The organism is Pseudomonas syringae KCTC 12500 (assembly GCF_000507185.2).
Lineage (GTDB): Bacteria > Pseudomonadota > Gammaproteobacteria > Pseudomonadales > Pseudomonadaceae > Aquipseudomonas > Aquipseudomonas syringae.
Map to the genome: position 1 here is coordinate 4,803,086 of NZ_AYTM02000002.1, position 15,126 is coordinate 4,818,211.

The 15,126-nt window shown below is 60.4% G+C and carries 16 protein-coding genes; 10 read left to right on the plus strand and 6 right to left on the minus strand.

The genetic code is table 11. The features are described from left to right. The first annotated feature begins 35 nt into the window (after nucleotides 1-35). Nucleotides 36-509 (plus strand): transcription elongation factor GreB, encoded by a 474-nt coding sequence (greB, locus tag V476_RS21490; protein ID WP_024960854.1) that lies wholly within the window; start codon nucleotides 36-38, stop codon nucleotides 507-509. Between the two features lie 92 nt (nucleotides 510-601). Here greB and V476_RS21495 read toward each other — a convergent pair whose 3' ends face one another. Together V476_RS21495 and V476_RS21500 are read right to left on the minus strand one after the other, a co-directional pair. After that, entirely contained in the window at nucleotides 602-3,118 is a 2,517-nt protein-coding gene (locus V476_RS21495) for an ABC transporter permease (protein ID WP_024960853.1), read from the minus strand. Next, a complete protein-coding gene (locus V476_RS21500; RefSeq protein ID WP_003406778.1) occupies nucleotides 3,118-3,801 on the minus strand; it encodes an ABC transporter ATP-binding protein in 684 nt (227 codons plus the stop codon). Before V476_RS21500 ends, V476_RS21495 begins: the two co-directional genes overlap by 1 nt. 10 nt (nucleotides 3,802-3,811) lie before the next feature. Between V476_RS21500 and V476_RS21505 the strand changes: the two genes are divergently transcribed. From V476_RS21505 to V476_RS21515, 3 genes are all read left to right on the plus strand, one after another. Continuing rightward, the gene (locus tag V476_RS21505; protein ID WP_024960852.1) at nucleotides 3,812-4,417 is read left to right on the plus strand and encodes an arylesterase; all 606 of its coding nucleotides are present in this window, start codon (nucleotides 3,812-3,814) and stop codon (nucleotides 4,415-4,417) included. 56 nt (nucleotides 4,418-4,473) lie between these two features. After that, nucleotides 4,474-4,755: a hypothetical protein gene (locus tag V476_RS21510; protein ID WP_003315714.1), complete on the plus strand. Its 282-nt coding sequence runs from the start codon at nucleotides 4,474-4,476 to the stop codon at nucleotides 4,753-4,755. A gap of 112 nt (nucleotides 4,756-4,867) precedes the next feature. Further along, complete coding sequence (locus V476_RS21515) at nucleotides 4,868-5,833, plus strand: L,D-transpeptidase family protein (RefSeq protein WP_024960851.1); 966 nt, start codon at nucleotides 4,868-4,870, stop codon at nucleotides 5,831-5,833. A gap of 172 nt (nucleotides 5,834-6,005) precedes the next feature. On the opposite strand, the gene V476_RS21520 is transcribed toward V476_RS21515, so the two are convergent. Next, complete coding sequence (locus tag V476_RS21520; RefSeq protein ID WP_003347084.1) at nucleotides 6,006-6,257, minus strand: Lpp/OprI family alanine-zipper lipoprotein; 252 nt, start codon at nucleotides 6,255-6,257, stop codon at nucleotides 6,006-6,008. 461 nt (nucleotides 6,258-6,718) lie between these two features. Here V476_RS21520 and V476_RS21525 point away from each other — a divergent pair, with 461 nt between their 5' ends. After that, nucleotides 6,719-7,006, plus strand: a complete 288-nt coding sequence (locus V476_RS21525; RefSeq protein ID WP_003315710.1) for a GNAT family N-acetyltransferase — start codon at nucleotides 6,719-6,721, stop codon at nucleotides 7,004-7,006. 90 nt (nucleotides 7,007-7,096) lie between these two features. On the opposite strand, the gene V476_RS21530 is transcribed toward V476_RS21525, so the two are convergent. Next, on the minus strand, nucleotides 7,097-8,173 hold the full coding sequence (locus tag V476_RS21530; protein ID WP_024960850.1) for a 3-deoxy-7-phosphoheptulonate synthase: 1,077 nt from the start codon (nucleotides 8,171-8,173) through the stop codon (nucleotides 7,097-7,099). A 233-nt stretch (nucleotides 8,174-8,406) separates the two neighbouring features. Between V476_RS21530 and V476_RS21535 the strand changes: the two genes are divergently transcribed. From V476_RS21535 to cysB, 4 genes are all read left to right on the plus strand, one after another. Beyond that, nucleotides 8,407-9,378: a putative 2-dehydropantoate 2-reductase gene (locus V476_RS21535; RefSeq protein ID WP_024960849.1), complete on the plus strand. Its 972-nt coding sequence runs from the start codon at nucleotides 8,407-8,409 to the stop codon at nucleotides 9,376-9,378. A 3-nt stretch (nucleotides 9,379-9,381) separates the two neighbouring features. Continuing rightward, on the plus strand, nucleotides 9,382-10,302 hold the full coding sequence (locus V476_RS21540; RefSeq protein WP_003406772.1) for a 5'-nucleotidase: 921 nt from the start codon (nucleotides 9,382-9,384) through the stop codon (nucleotides 10,300-10,302). Nucleotides 10,303-10,378: 76 nt separating this feature from the next. Further along, nucleotides 10,379-10,873 carry a universal stress protein gene (locus V476_RS21545; RefSeq protein ID WP_003315706.1) on the plus strand — a complete coding sequence of 165 codons (495 nt, stop codon included), beginning with the start codon at nucleotides 10,379-10,381 and terminating at the stop codon, nucleotides 10,871-10,873. A gap of 150 nt (nucleotides 10,874-11,023) precedes the next feature. Continuing rightward, nucleotides 11,024-11,998, plus strand: coding sequence for an HTH-type transcriptional regulator CysB (gene cysB / locus V476_RS21550; protein ID WP_003315705.1), 975 nt, complete (start codon nucleotides 11,024-11,026; stop codon nucleotides 11,996-11,998). A 91-nt stretch (nucleotides 11,999-12,089) separates the two neighbouring features. Here cysB and V476_RS21555 read toward each other — a convergent pair whose 3' ends face one another. Then, nucleotides 12,090-12,824 (minus strand): phosphoadenylyl-sulfate reductase, encoded by a 735-nt coding sequence (locus tag V476_RS21555; RefSeq protein WP_003423678.1) that lies wholly within the window; start codon nucleotides 12,822-12,824, stop codon nucleotides 12,090-12,092. A gap of 139 nt (nucleotides 12,825-12,963) precedes the next feature. On the opposite strand from V476_RS21555, the gene thrH reads away from it, so the two are divergent. Then, a complete protein-coding gene (thrH, locus tag V476_RS21560; protein WP_024649038.1) occupies nucleotides 12,964-13,581 on the plus strand; it encodes a bifunctional phosphoserine phosphatase/homoserine phosphotransferase ThrH in 618 nt (205 codons plus the stop codon). 134 nt (nucleotides 13,582-13,715) lie between these two features. Here thrH and pabB read toward each other — a convergent pair whose 3' ends face one another. After that, nucleotides 13,716-15,059, minus strand: coding sequence for an aminodeoxychorismate synthase component I (gene pabB / locus V476_RS21565; RefSeq protein ID WP_024960848.1), 1,344 nt, complete (start codon nucleotides 15,057-15,059; stop codon nucleotides 13,716-13,718). Nucleotides 15,060-15,126: the final 67 nt, after the last annotated feature.

Below are 15,126 nucleotides of genomic sequence, written 5' to 3' on the forward strand. Positions count from 1 at the left end.
TGTCGAACTGATTTTTGCCGGGCCGGAGAAACTTCTTGAGTACAAAGATCATCACCCTTTACGGGCATGAAGCCCTGAAGAAAGAACTCGACTACCTGTGGCGAGAGCACCGGCCCGACATTACGCAAAAGGTCGCCTGGGCGGCATCGCTCGGGGATCGCAGCGAAAACGCCGATTACCAGTACAACAAGAAGCTGCTGCGTGAGATCGACCGGCGCGTGCGCTATCTGCGCAAGCGCCTCGAAGACATGCGTGTCGTGCAGTATTCCCCGGAGCAGGAAGGGCGGGTGTTCTTCGGTGCCTGGGTCGAGATCGAGAACGAAGCGGGCGATCTCAAGAAATTTCGCATTGTCGGTTATGACGAAATCTATGGGCGCAACGACTACATCTCCATCGACTCGCCCATGGCTCGCGCCTTGCTGAAGAAGGAAGTGGGCGACGAGGTGCTGGTCAATACGCCCGAAGGCGAGAAGCTGTGGTTCGTGAACTCGATTGATTACGAAAAGTGAGGCCGGACGCAGAGCGTCCGCAATTGCATTCTCACGCGGAGCGCTGATCGCTATACACAACTAGCTCGCCCCCACTGGATTTGTGAGTAGCCTCAACCCTCGCGCAGCACGGTCAGCGGGCTGACGTTCAGTGCGCGGCGGGTGCCGAATACACCCGCACCACCGACCAGCAAGGCGCCGATCACCGGGAGCAGCAGTAGCCATGGATGTGGCTGCCATTCCAGCGAAAAGGCGTAGCGGTACAGCACGAAGCTCACCAGCTCACAGCCCAACGCCGCCAGTACGCCACTGGCAGCCCCCAGCAAACCGAATTCGATGCGCCGCGACTTGATCAGCAGCGCTCGCTCTGCGCCCAGTGCGCGCAGCAGTGCGCCTTGCCGGATGCGTTCGTCCAGCGTGGCCTGCAATCCGGAAAACAGCACCGCGATACCTGCGGCCAGCACGAACAGCAGAACGAACTGCACGGCCAGGGTCACCTGATCGAGGATGCTGCGTACCTGCGCGAGCAGGGCCTCTACACCCAGAATGCTGATGGACGGGTAGGCGCGCGACAGCTCGACGATCTGCTTGTCCTGGCCGGGTGGCAGGTAAAAGCTGGTCAGGTATGTGGTCGGCAAGTCGGCGAGGGTGCCGGGCTGGAAAATCATGAAGAAGTTGGGCTGGAAGGTATCCCAGTTCACGTCCCTGAGGCTGGTGACTACGGCTTCGCGGGTCAGTCCGCCGACGATGAAGCTCAGGCGGTCGCCCAGTTTGATTTTCAGGCTGTCGGCCAGTTTGTCCTCGATCGAGACACCGGGAGTGGCATCACTTTGCCCGGAATCAGGCAACGCTTTCCACCAGTTGCCGGCAGTCAGGGTATTGCCCTCGGGAAGCTCGGCGGCCCAGGTCAGGCTCAGGTCGCGACGCGTGGCATTTTCACCGCGCGAATCCTTGGTCACGAAGTTGCTGACCGGTTCACCGTTGATGCTGGTCAGGCGTCCTGGCACCACCGGGTAAAGGGGCGCTGCGTGAGTGGACAGCTTGCTCAGCGTCTGGGCGAAGTTTTCTTTGTCGGCTGGCAGTACGTTGAGCACGAAATAGTTCGGTGCATCCTTGGGCAGCTGATTTTGCCAGGTGTCGAGCAGCTCACCGCGCAGCAGCGCGATCAAGCCCATCGACAGCAGAATCAGTCCGAAAGCCAGTGATTGTCCAGCAGCGGCCAGCGGGTAACGTAGCAGTTGACCAAGGCCCAGTCGCCAGGGCAGCGAGGCGCCGGACAGCAGGCGGCGCAGGCTGTTGAGCGCCAGTAACAGCAGACTGCCGAGCAGCAGCGCGGCGACGATGCCGCCACCCAGCAGGGCGAAGGTCAGGACCAGATCCAGGCTCAGACGCCACATGATCAAGCCCAGCGCGAGCAGCGCTGCGCCATACACAAGCCAGGAGCTGGCGGGGATTGGCAGCATGTCGCGGCGCAGGACGCGCAGCGGCGGCACGCGACCCAGTGCAGCCAGCGGCGGCAGGGCGAAACCGGCCAGCGCTACCAGCCCGGTGCCCATGCCGGCCAGCGCAGGCAGTACGCCGCCTGGCGGAACGGTCGCCGGAAGCAGATTTTGCAGCAGCGCGAACAGACCGAGCTGTGCCAGCCAGCCCAGCAAGGCACCGCTCAGGCTGGCCAGCAAGCCGATGATCGCCAGTTGCAGGCTGAACAGGGTCATCGCCTCGCCGCGCGACAGTCCCAGGCAGCGCAGCAGGGCGCTGGCATCGAAGCGCCTTGCTGCGAATCGGGATGCCGACAGCGCCACGGCAACGCCCGCCAGCAACACGGCGACCAGACTGGCCATATTCAAATAACGTTCGGCCTTGCCCAGTGCGCCGCCAATCTGCTGGCTGCCATCGCGGGCGTCCTTGATTTCCTGATGCGGCTCAAGACCCGACTCGATGGCTTTGCGATAGGCCGCCAGTGCCTCCGGCGGGCCGCTCCACATCTCCCGATAGGTGACCCGGCTGCCCGGCTGTACCACGCCGGTGGCGGCAAGGTCCTGCAGGTTGATCATCACGCGCGGGGTCAGGCTGTAGAAGTTGCCTGCCCGGTCTGGCTCGTAAGTCAGTATGCGGGTCAGTTTCAAGGTTTTGGAGCCGACATCGAGGTCGTCTCCGACCTTCAGGTCGACCGCAGGAAGCAGGCGTGCCTCGACCCAGGCTTCACCCGGTTGCGGACCGCTGCCAGCCTGTTCCGGCTGGTACAGGTCTGCGGCGCTTTTCAGTTCGCCGCGCAATGGGTAAGCGTCGTCCACTGCCTTGATGCTCGACAGCTGGATACCGGCGTCGGTCGCGATCACGCTGGAAAAGACCACGATCTGCGCATGCTTGAGTTGCAGGCGTTTGCCTTCTTCGACCTGCTCGGCACGCGCCGGGCTCGAGCCTTCGAGGATCAGATCGGCACCCAGGAACTCGGTCGCCCGCAGCAGCATTGCGCCGTTCAGACGGGCGCCGAAATAACCGATGGCGGTGCTCGCCGCCACGGCGACCAGAAGGGCGAAGAACAACACCCGCAATTCTCCGGCGCGGGCATCGCGCATCAGTTGGCGGACAGCGAGGCTCAGCAGGCGGGCAAAAGGCAAACGTGCCATCAAGGCTCCAGCGGGGCGACCAGTCGGCCCCCTTCAAGACGGATCAGGCGACGGCAGCGATGCGCCAGACGCTCATCGTGAGTGACCAGCACCAGCGTGGTGTTGCGCTCCTTGTTCAGTTCGAAGAGCAGGTCGCTGATGCGTTCGCCAGTGTGGCTGTCGAGGTTGCCGGTGGGTTCGTCGGCGAACAGCACGTCGGGGTCGGCTGCGAAGGCGCGGGCAATGGCGACCCGTTGCTGTTCACCACCCGACAACTGACGCGGCGTATGGGTCAGACGCTGGCCAAGGCCCACCCGTTCCAGCAGGTCGCGGGCTTTTTCACGGGCGTCTTTGCGGCCTTCGAGCTCCATCGGCAGCATGACGTTTTCCAGCGCGTTCAGACTGTCGAGTAGCTGGAACGACTGAAACACGAACCCGACGTGCTCGGCCCGCACTCTGGCGCGCTGGTCTTCATCCAGTTCGCTGAGGTTGCGCCCCGAAAGGATGACTGAACCGGCGCTCGGCAGGTCCAGCCCGGCCAGCAAGCCGAGCAGGGTGGATTTGCCCGAACCGGAGGCACCGACGATGGCCAGCGTATCGCCCTTGTTTAGTTCCAGGGAGAGTTCGTGCAGGATGGTCAGGTCACCTTCGGTGCTGGGGACTACTTTGCTGAGGCTTTGGGCACTGAGAATACTTTCACTCATGGAGAATCCGATGCGTGCGTTGTTTTTAAGTGCTGGCCTGGGGTTACTGCTGCTGTCACAGGGCGCGTTGGCGGGCACGGTGTTGATCGTTGGGGATAGTATCAGTGCGGCTTTCGGGCTGGATACCCGCGTGGGGTGGGTCAGCCTGCTGGAACAGCGTCTGAGCAAGGAGGGATTCGACGACAAGGTGGTCAATGCGTCGATCAGTGGCGACACCAGTGCAGGCGGCCAGGCGCGTTTGCCTGCGCTGCTTGCAGAGCATAAACCGGAACTGGTTATTCTGGAGTTGGGCGGCAACGACGGCCTGCGCGGCCAGCAGCCTGCTCAATTGCAACAAAACCTTTCATCGATGATTGGCCGCTCGCAGGCGGCGGGTGCCAAAGTGCTGTTGTTGGGCATGCGCATCCCGCCCAATTACGGGCCACGCTACACCAGGGCCTTTGAAGAGGTTTACAGCAACCTGGCCAAGGAGAAAAAGGTCCCCTTCGTGCCATTCTTTCTCGAAGGTGTAGGCGGGGTGCCCGAACTGATGCAAGCCGATGGTCTGCATCCGGCGGCGGCCGCTCAGGGCAAGTTGCTGGAAAATGTCTGGCCGAGCCTGAAACCGCTGCTTTGAGGCTTTCCCGGGCGGGGGCTTTCGGCTAATGTGGCGCCCCCGATCTGGAGCCCCCCATGCCGCGTCCCGCCTGGTCCCTGTATGCCTATCAAATGCTTGAACCCGATGAGCAGCTGGATCTGTTCGCCTGTCAGGAAGTGCGCGTCCATCTGATCGCTCGCCAATTGGAGCTGGGCGGCTCGATCGACCGTACATTGTGTGGCACGTTGTTGCCGGCCCAGCCGCAAATGCGCGCCGTCGAACTGCAGGCCATGCGCGATGAGCGTCTGTGTCCCTTGTGCAAGGCCATCATGGATGCGCAGCGCAGGGGTATGAATCCGATCTGGCCTGAACTCTAGCTGTCATCACTGCCGGAAGGCCAGCCGCAGATATCCCCGATCTGGCAAGGGCCGGTGTACACTTCAGTTCTTGCTTCCATCTCTTTAGTCGTTACCCGAAGGATCTTCCCGGATGTTGTCGCGCATTCCAGCCGTTACCCGCTGTCTGTCGCTTGCTGCTCTGTGCGCGGCGAGCTCTGTCCATGCACTGGAGTTTCCGTTGCCGCCGCCCGGCGAAGACATCGTGGGGCAGGTGCAGGTCATCAAGGCCAAATACGAAGACACCTTCGCCGATCTGGGCACCCAATATGATCTGGGCTACCTGGAAATGATCGCTGCCAACCCTGGCGTCGATCCCTGGTTGCCGGGTGCAGGCAAGGACATCGTGCTGCCGACCCGTTTCATTCTGCCGCCGGGTCCGCGCGAAGGGATTGTCATCAACCTTGCCGAATACCGCATGTATTACTACCCCAAGGGGCAGAATGTCGTGCACACCTATCCGCTGGGTGTCGGTCGTGAAGGCTGGGGGTCGCCGATTGGCGTGACCAAGGTGACGGCCAAGACGCCGAACCCGACCTGGACGCCGCCGGCCTCGATCAAGGCCGAGCATGCGGCTGATGGCGATCCGCTGCCAGACGTGGTACCGGCCGGTCCGGACAACCCGCTGGGGCCGTTCAAATTCGGCCTGGGGCTTTCCGGCTACCTGATCCACGGCTCGAACAAGAAGTTCGGCATCGGCATGCGCACCAGTCACGGCTGTTTCCGCATGTACAACAATAACGTGCTGGAACTGGCCGACATGGCCCCGGTCGGTACGACCGTGCGCATCATCAGCGAGCCTTACAAGTTCGGCATCAGCGGTGGCAAGGTTTACCTGGAAGCGCACACGCCGGTTGATGACCTGGGCAACCCGTCGGTGGTCGACAAGCACACTGCGGTGATCAATGCGCTGCTCAAGCGTGACGACCTGGCCAACAACCTGCGCATGAACTGGGACGTGGTACGTGATGTGGTTGCGGCCGAAGACGGCATGCCGGTGGAGATCGCAGAACCGGGCAAAGCGCCTGCGAATGCTGAAGAATCGGTGATTTTTCAGTAAATCGTCGCCAGCAATTGCTCTCGTGCCAATGCGGAGCTTTGGCAAAAATTAGTTATCTTCCTGATACAGCAGAACAGTCATTCAGGCTATTGCACGCAATCACCGAGCCAGAAAACAGGCAAAAAAAAGCCGACCCGTTGCCGGGTCGGCTTTCAATAATCCCGGGGGATTATTACTTGCGGCTGGCTTTGTCCAACATGCGCAGAGCGCGCTCGTTGGCTTCGTCAGCAGTTTGCTGAGCTTTTTGAGCAGCAGCCATAGCTTCGTCAGCCTTGCGGTAGGCTTCGTCGGCACGTGCTTGCGAACGAGCTGCTGCGTCTTCGGTAGCTGTCAGACGAGCTTCGGTTTCTTTGGATACGCTGCTGCAACCGGTAGCCAGAACTGCGGCCAGAGCCAGAGCAGAGAATTTCAGAACGTTGTTCATCGTGTTCACCTTCAAGGAATTTTTTTTCAAATTAGTCATCTCTCGAAAATGAGAAAACGACCGGCGTACATAGTACCCATTGTTTGTAGTAAGTAAACGGACCCAGCGCAAGAAGCTGCTAAAATTCCTCGCTTTGAAAGCGTTCCGCGTTACTTCTCAGGCGTTCTGTACAAAAACCATCCACTTTAACTGGACCTTTGCCTTGCTTAGGCGTTCCGAACAGTACGCGTAAGACCATGCCTGATTGACTGTCGGTCGGCACGTGAGCATTTCCAGGTGTTTTTACATCGACCGCGCTTGAGCATAGTCGCTAATGGCGCCTACTATCTCAATGTGATGTCCGTCGAGATCGGCAGTGCTCTACCGGTGTCGAAAACAGACACTGGGTGGCGTAGATGTTCCTTCGCCTGAAAAAGACCGGTAAGGTAGGGGTCAAATTCCAAGACCCGCGAGGAGTAGCGATGAGCGAGGCGTTGTCCATCCACCATGACGAAGTCGGCCACCATTTCGAAATCATTATCGACGGCCACCGTGCCTATCTGACGTATATGGATCTCGGCAAGCAGACCCTGGACTTCTATCGGACCTTCGTACCGGACGCCTTGCGGGGGCGCGGAATTGCCGCCGCCCTGACCAAGGAGGCGCTCGATTATGCCGACAGCATGGGCTATTCCGTCATACCGTCCTGCTCTTATGTCGAGCGTTACATGGAGCTGCATGATCTGCAGTCGCAGGCGGCCAAGCTCTGACGACCTGTAGCTACCGACAGACAGTAAGCATAAAAAAACGCCGAGCATTTGCTCGGCGTTTTCGTTATTACAGTGCAGTCGGTCAGGCAATTACTTGCGCTTGCGAGCTGGCAGCACATCCTTGAGTTTAGCGTGCATGCTACGCAAGGTCTTTTCAGTGCTTTGCCAATCGATGCAGGCATCGGTAATCGACACGCCGTACTGCAATTCCGACAGGTCCTTGGGAATCGCCTGGCAGCCCCAGTTCAAATGGCTCTCGACCATCAAACCGATGATCGATTCGTTGCCTTCCAGGATCTGGTTGGCGACGTTTTCCATCACCAGCGGTTGCAGCGCCGGGTCCTTGTTGGAGTTGGCATGGCTGCAGTCGACCATGATGTTCGGGCGAATGCCGGACTTGTTCAGCGCCTGCTCGCAGAGCGCAACGCTGACCGAGTCATAGTTGGGCTTGCCGTTGCCGCCGCGCAGCACCACATGACCGTAGGCATTGCCTTTGGTGGTCACGATCGACACGCCGCCTTCCTGGTTGATGCCCAGGAAACGATGCGGGCTCGACACCGATTGCAAGGCGTTGATGGCAACCGTCAGGCCGCCGTCGGTGCCGTTCTTGAAACCGACTGCCGAGGACAGGCCTGAAGCCATCTCGCGGTGAGTCTGGGATTCTGTGGTGCGTGCGCCGATGGCCGACCAGCTGATCAGGTCCTGCAGATACTGCGGAGAGATCGGGTCCAGGGCTTCGGTCGCGGTGGGCAGCCCCATCTCGGCCAGATCCAGCAGCAGCTGGCGACCGATGTGCAGGCCATCCTGGATCTTGAACGAGTCATCCAGGTACGGGTCGTTAATCAGGCCTTTCCAGCCTACCGTGGTGCGTGGCTTCTCGAAGTAGACGCGCATCACCAGATACAGCGTGTCAGACACTTCCGCCGCCAGCGCCTTGAGACGCCCGGCGTACTCCTTGGCTGCCTTCAGGTCGTGGATCGAGCACGGGCCGATCACGATGAACAGGCGGTGATCATGGCCATCGAGAATGTTGCGAATCACTTCGCGGCCCTGGCTGACGGTGTGCAGGGCAGCATCGGTCAGGGGGATGTCGCGCTTGAGCTGATCCGGAGTGATCAGAGTCTCGTTGGAGGCAACGTTGAGGTCGTCAATCGGTAAATCAGCCATCGTGTTACTCATCAGGTCGCGGGTACTGGCCGCCAACGGTCCCCCGTGCGGCGGTGCCCAGCAGGTTTGAGCGCAGCGGGGAGCCGAACCTTAGCGCGTTATCGCGTTGTTCGACAATAAGTAAACGAGGTATCGGCCAGGTCTTTGGCCGAGATGCGCTGCCTTATTGCAAGACAATCCGCTGCGACGGATAGTGTACGGCCGCAAATAGCGAGACAGTCAAGGGAGAGGTCATGAGTGTTGATTCCCGTCGTCCGCGCGTCGGCATCATAGGTACGGGTGCCATCGGTGGCTTTTACGGATTGATGCTGGCGCGTGCCGGATACGATGTGCATTTTCTGCTGCGCAGCGAGTTTGACACGGTGGCACGCGAAGGTTTGCAGGTCAAAAGCGCCGTGCATGGCGAGCTGTCCCTCAAGCCTGTTCAGGCGTATCGCTCGGCGGCTGAAATGCCACCTTGTGACTGGCTGCTGGTCGGCACCAAGAGCACCGGCAATGCCGCGCTCGGCCCGATCATTCGCCAGGCGGCTGCGCCAAACGCCAGCGTGCTGCTGTTGCAGAACGGTCTGGCTGTCGAAGACCAGCTGCGTAATGTCCTGCCCGACAGCCTGCACATACTCGGCGGGCTGTGCTTCGTCTGCGTCAACCGGGTTGCGCCCGGCGTCGTCGCCCATGAAGCCTTCGGCGCGGTCAGTATCGGCTATCACAGCGGCCCGGCTGAAGATGAGGCGAGGCGCATGGCGGTTGTCGAAGCCTGCGCGGCCCTGTTCAGGACAGCCGGCATCGACGCACCGGTCATGGCCAATCTGCAACAGGCCCGCTGGCAGAAGCTGGTCTGGAATGTGCCCTATAACGGGCTGTCGGCCTTGTTGCAGACCAGTACCGGCCGATTGATGGCCGACCCTGACAGCCAGGCCTTGATCCGGTCGCTGATGGACGAGGTCGTGCAGGGCGCCGAGGCCTGTGGACATGCGTTGCCGCCGGGTTTCGCGCAGCATCTGTTTACGGTGACCGAAAGCATGCCGGATTACAGGCCCAGCATGTACCACGACCTGGCCGAAAGACGCCCGCTGGAGCTGGACGCCATTTATGCCCGGCCCCTCGCAGCAGCGCTTGCCGCCGGGTTTGACATGCCTCGCGTGCGGGCGCTTTATCAGGCACTGGCGTTCATCGATCGGGGCAACCACCCGGCAAGCAAGGAGTGATTCATGACAGAAGCTGAAGACCACAAGCTGGTACTGGCGATTTCATCGCGCGCGCTGTTCGATCTGCGCGACAGTCATGAGGTGTACATGGCCGATGGGGTCGAGGCCTACCGCAAGTATCAGATCGAGCATGAGGACGAAATCCTCGCGCAGGGCGATGCGTTCCCGCTGGTCGAAAAACTGCTGAGCCTCAATGCCAGCCTGGAAAAGGCGCGCGTCGAAGTGGTGCTGGTGTCGCGCAACAGTGCCGATACCGGGCTGCGAGTCTTCAACTCGATTCAGCATTATGGCCTCGACATCAGCCGCGCCGCCTTTGCCGGCGGACGCAGTCCTTACCCGTATCTTGCAGCGTTTGGCTGCCACCTGTTTCTCTCGACGCATGCCGAGGATGTACGCAGCGCCCTGGACGCCGGGTTCGCGGCCGCGACCATCCTTTCGGGTGGTGCACGGCGTGCAGCCAGCGCCGAGTTGCGGATTGCCTTCGATGGCGACGCCGTGTTGTTTTCCGACGAATCAGAGCGGGTTTACCAAAGCGGCGGGCTGGCAGCCTTTCAGGCCAGCGAGCGTGAGTGGGCTCGCGAGCCGTTGCGCGGCGGGCCTTTCAAGCCGTTTCTTGCCGCACTCAATCAATTGCAGCGCGAGTTTCCCGACGCAAGCTGCCCGATTCGCACCGCGCTGGTCACGGCTCGCTCGGCACCTGCCCATGAGCGCGTGATCCGCACCCTGCGCGAATGGGACATTCGTCTGGACGAGTCGCTGTTTCTCGGTGGATTGCAAAAGTCGGCCTTCCTTGAAGCGTTCGCCGCCGATGTGTTTTTCGACGATCAGCCCGGCCACTGCGAGAAGGCGCGTGATGTGGTCGCGACGGGACACGTTCCGCACGGCATCAGCAACGAAATCGTGCCGCTTGCCGACGGGGGCTGAGAAGTCCGCCGTCACAGCCGATGATGCGCTGCTACGCTGAGTCAATCTCCGCCATTCCGGTTGTACGGGAGGTTGTATGGTCCGTTCGATGCTGTATGCCGCAGACCTCGGTCTGTACGCGCCTTACGTAACGCAGCACGCGCTGGCGCTGGCTCGAACGTTCAACGCCGAGCTGTACGTCATCCATGTCGTCGAGCCTCTGGGCCTGTTCGCCGAGTCGGTGCTGCAGAGTTACCTGGGCGAGGAAGCGCTGAAAGAGCTTCGCGGCAAAGGTGTGAATGCGTTTCTGAGTGGAATAGAGCAACGAATGCTCGACGGGTTTCGTGAAGAATTGGGGGAAGGGCACTCGGACCTTTCCCTGATTCGTACGGTGCGTGTCGTTCAGGGCGAGCCTGCCAGCGTGATTCTCGAACAGGCGCACAGGCTGAATGTGGATTTGCTGGTGGTCGGCAGTCACAGCCGCAGGATGGAAGAGGGCACCTCGGTGGGCCGCACGGCTGCCAGGGTCCTGCAGTTTTCCGATGTGCCGGTCTACATGGTTCCGATGATGTTGAAAAAGGGGCGGGGGTAGAGGAAAGGTCCAATTGGTGGTTTTAATGAAATCGAGCGTGCGATCACCTTACAAAGGTGATAAAAAGTTCTAGAATTATTCGTCTCACCATTAATCCAGTTATATACCGTCGCCGATACCCATAGGGTTTATCTGCTTTGAGGGATACATATGAAGCTCCAACAACTGCGCTACATTTGGGAAGTGGCGCACCACGACCTCAACGTTTCCGCGACGGCCCAGAGCCTTTACACCTCCCAGCCCGGCATCAGCAAGCAGATCCGTCTGCTTGAAGATGAACTGGGCGTCGAGGTTTTCGCCCGCAGCGGCAAGCACCTGACGCGTGTGACACCTGCAGGCGAGCGCATCATCACGACAGCGGGCGAGATCCTGCGCAAGGTCGAGAGCATCAAGCAGATTGCCCAGGAATTCTCCAACGAGAAGAAGGGCACGCTGTCGATTGCCACCACTCACACCCAGGCGCGCTATGCCTTGCCGCCGGTGATCAGCAACTTCATCAAGCAATACCCGGATGTCGCGCTGCACATGCACCAGGGTTCACCGATGCAGATCGCCGAAATGGCCGCTGACGGGACGGTTGACTTCGCCATCGCCACCGAGGCGCTCGAGCAGTTCAGCGATCTGGTGATGATGCCGTGCTATCGCTGGAACCGTTGCATTGTCGTGCCGCAGGGTCACCCGTTGACCAAGGCGCCGAAGCTGACGCTGGAACTGCTGGCTGAATACCCGATCGTGACTTACGTCTTCGGCTTCACCGGTCGTTCCAAGCTGGACGAAGCGTTCAGCCATCGCGGGCTGGTGCCCAAGGTCGTGTTCACGGCGGCGGATGCCGACGTGATCAAGACCTATGTCAGGCTGAACCTGGGGGTGGGGATCGTGGCAAGAATGGCGATAGACGAGGCAGTGGACAGCGACCTGGTGGTGCTCGATGCCAGTGATCTGTTCGAGTCCAGCGTTACAAAAATTGCCTTCCGTCGCGGCACCTTCCTGCGTGGCTTCATGTGCGATTTCATCGAGAAATTTGCGCCGCACCTGACCCGTGAAGTCATGGCCAAGGCGATTCAGTGCCATAACAAGCAGGAAATGGAAGAGCTGTTTGCCAATGTCGAGCTGCCGGTGCATTAGAAGCAGTTTTGAGCTACAAGCTGCAAGCTGCAAGTAAAAGCGCGCAGGCTGTAGCTTGTAGCTTGTAGCTTGTAGCTTGTAGCTCGCGACGTCAGTCGCGCACTATCAGATTGCCCGCATGCAGCCCGCATTCCTTCTGCGTGGCTTCTTCCCACCACCAGCGACCCTCGCGCTCGTGCTGGTTCGGCAATACCGGGCGGGTGCAGGGTTCGCAGCCGATGCTGATGAAGCCGCGCTCGTGCAGGCTGTTGTAGGGCAGCTCCAGCATGCGGATGTAGCCCCAGATTTCCTCACTGCTCATCTGCGCTAGCGGGTTGAATTTGTACAGCGTGCGCTCGGCTGTCGAAAAAGCGCTGTCGATTTCCAACGCGGCAACGGCGCTGCGCGTGCCGGGGCTCTGATCACGGCGCTGGCCGGTTGCCCAGGCGCTGACGCCAGACAGTTTGCGCCGCAGCGGCTCGATCTTGCGGATGCCGCAGCATTCGCCATGGCCGTCCCGGTAAAAGCTGAACAGGCCCTTTTCCTTGACGAAAGGTTCAAGCTTGCTGTGATCGGGCGAAACGATCTCGATCTCGATCTTGTAGTGCTCGCGGACCTGCTCGATGAAACGATAGGTTTCCGCATGCAGGCGCCCTGTATCGAGGCTGAAGACCTTGACGTTCTTGTTCAGCTTCCAGGCCATGTCGACCAGAACCACGTCCTCGGCACCGCTGAAAGAGATCCACAGTTCGTCGCCGAAGTGCTCGAAGGCCAGTTTCAGAATGTCTTGTGCAGATTTGTTCGCATAGGTCGTCGCCAGTTCAGCGACGTCGAAAGGTTGGCTCATCAGGCGGCTTCCTAAAATGCAAGAGTGGCGCTTAAGCGCTCGTGATGGCGGCAATGGTAACAAAATCCGCTGTTCAGTGGCCGCTGCCAGCGGCTAGAGTGCCACTTCCGCCGAGAGTGAATGGTCTGAGGAGTGTGCTGTGGAAATTGCCTGTCTGGACCTTGAGGGTGTGCTGGTCCCGGAAATCTGGATCGCCTTTGCCGAGAAAACCGGCATCGAATCGCTGCGTGCTACCACGCGGGACATTCCCGACTACGACGTGCTGATGAAGCAGCGCCTGCGCATTCTCGATGAACATGGTCTGAAACTGGCGGATATTCAGGAAGTGATCGGCACCCTCAAGCCCCTGGAGGGCGCCGTGGACTTCGTCAACTGGCTGCGCGAGCGGTTTCAGGTGGTGATTCTCTCGGACACGTTCTACGAGTTTTCTCAGCCGCTGATGCGGCAACTGGGTTTTCCGACCCTGCTGTGTCATCGCCTGATCACTGACGAGACCGACCGGGTGGTCAGTTACCAGTTGCGCCAGAAAGACCCCAAGCGTCAGTCGGTGCTGGCCTTCAAGAGCCTGTATTACCGGATCATTGCTGCCGGCGATTCGTATAATGACACGACCATGCTGGGCGAGGCCGATGCTGGCATCCTGTTCCACGCTCCTGACAACGTGATCCGCGAATTCCCGCAGTTTCCGGCGGTGCACACTTTCGATGACCTGAAAAAGGAATTCATCAAGGCCTCGAATCGGGATTTGATGCTTTGAGGGCGAAGCCTCGGTTGCGCGCGACTGGAGACAGTTGACGCAGAGCGTCACGAAATGATCTGGCTATCGTGCCGACGCTCTGCGTCGGTACGCCGTTCTGGACGCTCTGCGTCCTCTTTGCGACGCAGAGCGGTTCAGAGTGCTTCAAGCGTCTCCAGCAGTACGCGGACTTTGGTGAAGGTTTCCTGATATTCCGCCTCGCAGTCCGAGTCGGCGACGATGCCGCCACCGCCCCAGCAGGAAATCTGTCCGTCTTTGACCAGCAGGCTGCGGATGGCGATCGAGCTGTCCATTTCGCCGCGCACGTCCAGGTACATCAGTGAGCCGCAATACAGGCTGCGGCGGGTCGGCTCCAGCTCGTCGATGATCTGCATGGCGCGGATCTTCGGTGCGCCGGTGATGGAGCCGCCGGGGAAGCTGCCGCCGATCAGGTCCAGTGCATCGTTGCCAGCGGCCAGCTCTCCGGTCACGCTGCTGACCAGATGGTGCACATTGGGGTAGCTTTCCAGGCTGAACAGCTCGGGGACTTTCACCGAGCCGATGCGGCAGCTGCGGCCCAGGTCGTTGCGCAGCAAATCGACGATCATCAGGTTCTCTGCGCGGTCCTTGTCGCTGGCCAGCAGTTCGGCGGCGAAGGCAGCATCCTGCGCCGGGTCGGCGCTGCGTGGCCGCGTGCCTTTGATCGGGCGGGTTTCGACCTGCCGGGCGCTGACCCGCACGAAGCGCTCGGGAGAAAGACTCAGAATCGCATCGGCCCCCGGCAGGCTCAGGTAGCCGGCGAACGGCGTCGGGCAAGCTGCTCGCAGCGCACAATAGGCGGCCCATGGGTCACCGACGCACTGCGCCTGAAAGCGTTGTGCAAAGTTGACCTGGTAGCAGTCACCGGCCTGAATGTAGGCCTGAATGCGTTCGAAAGCATGGCGATAGTTATCCGCGCTGATGCTGGCCTGAAACGGCTGGCTGAGACGGAACTCCGTGTGCGGCTCAGGGATATCGACAGAGAACAGCTCAATCAGCCGTTTGCGCTCGCTGGCGGCCAGAGACGGGTGAAAAATCAGCTGGCTGGTCTGCTCCTGATGATCACTGATCAGCGCCCAGGCGTAGAGCCCCAGACGGGCCTCGGGCAGTTGCAGGTCATCAATGGCCTGATCCGGCAACGGCTCCAGGCGTCGACCAAATTCATAACTCAGATAACCGATCAGGCCGCCAGCGAAGGGCAGCTCGCATTCGTCAGGCAGTTGCGCTGCGCCGAGCGCCTTGAGGCTGTCGCGCAAGCGCTGGAGGTAGGCGGCGCCGTCTTCATCATCGGCAACGCTCAGTTCCTGCAGCGGCCATGCACTGAGCAGGTCATGTCGGCCCCGCACGGCTGTAGGCCTGCCGCTGTCGAGCAGCACCGCACCCGGCGCTTCGCGGATTCGCGCAAAGAACGCGATCGGGTCGGCGCTGTAGGGCAGGGGGTGTATCGAACAGATCGGCATCGTCGAATATCGGTCTTGGAAACGCGGCTGGCGATTGTAGCCTTGCCGGTGCGGCAGTCCTAGCGGT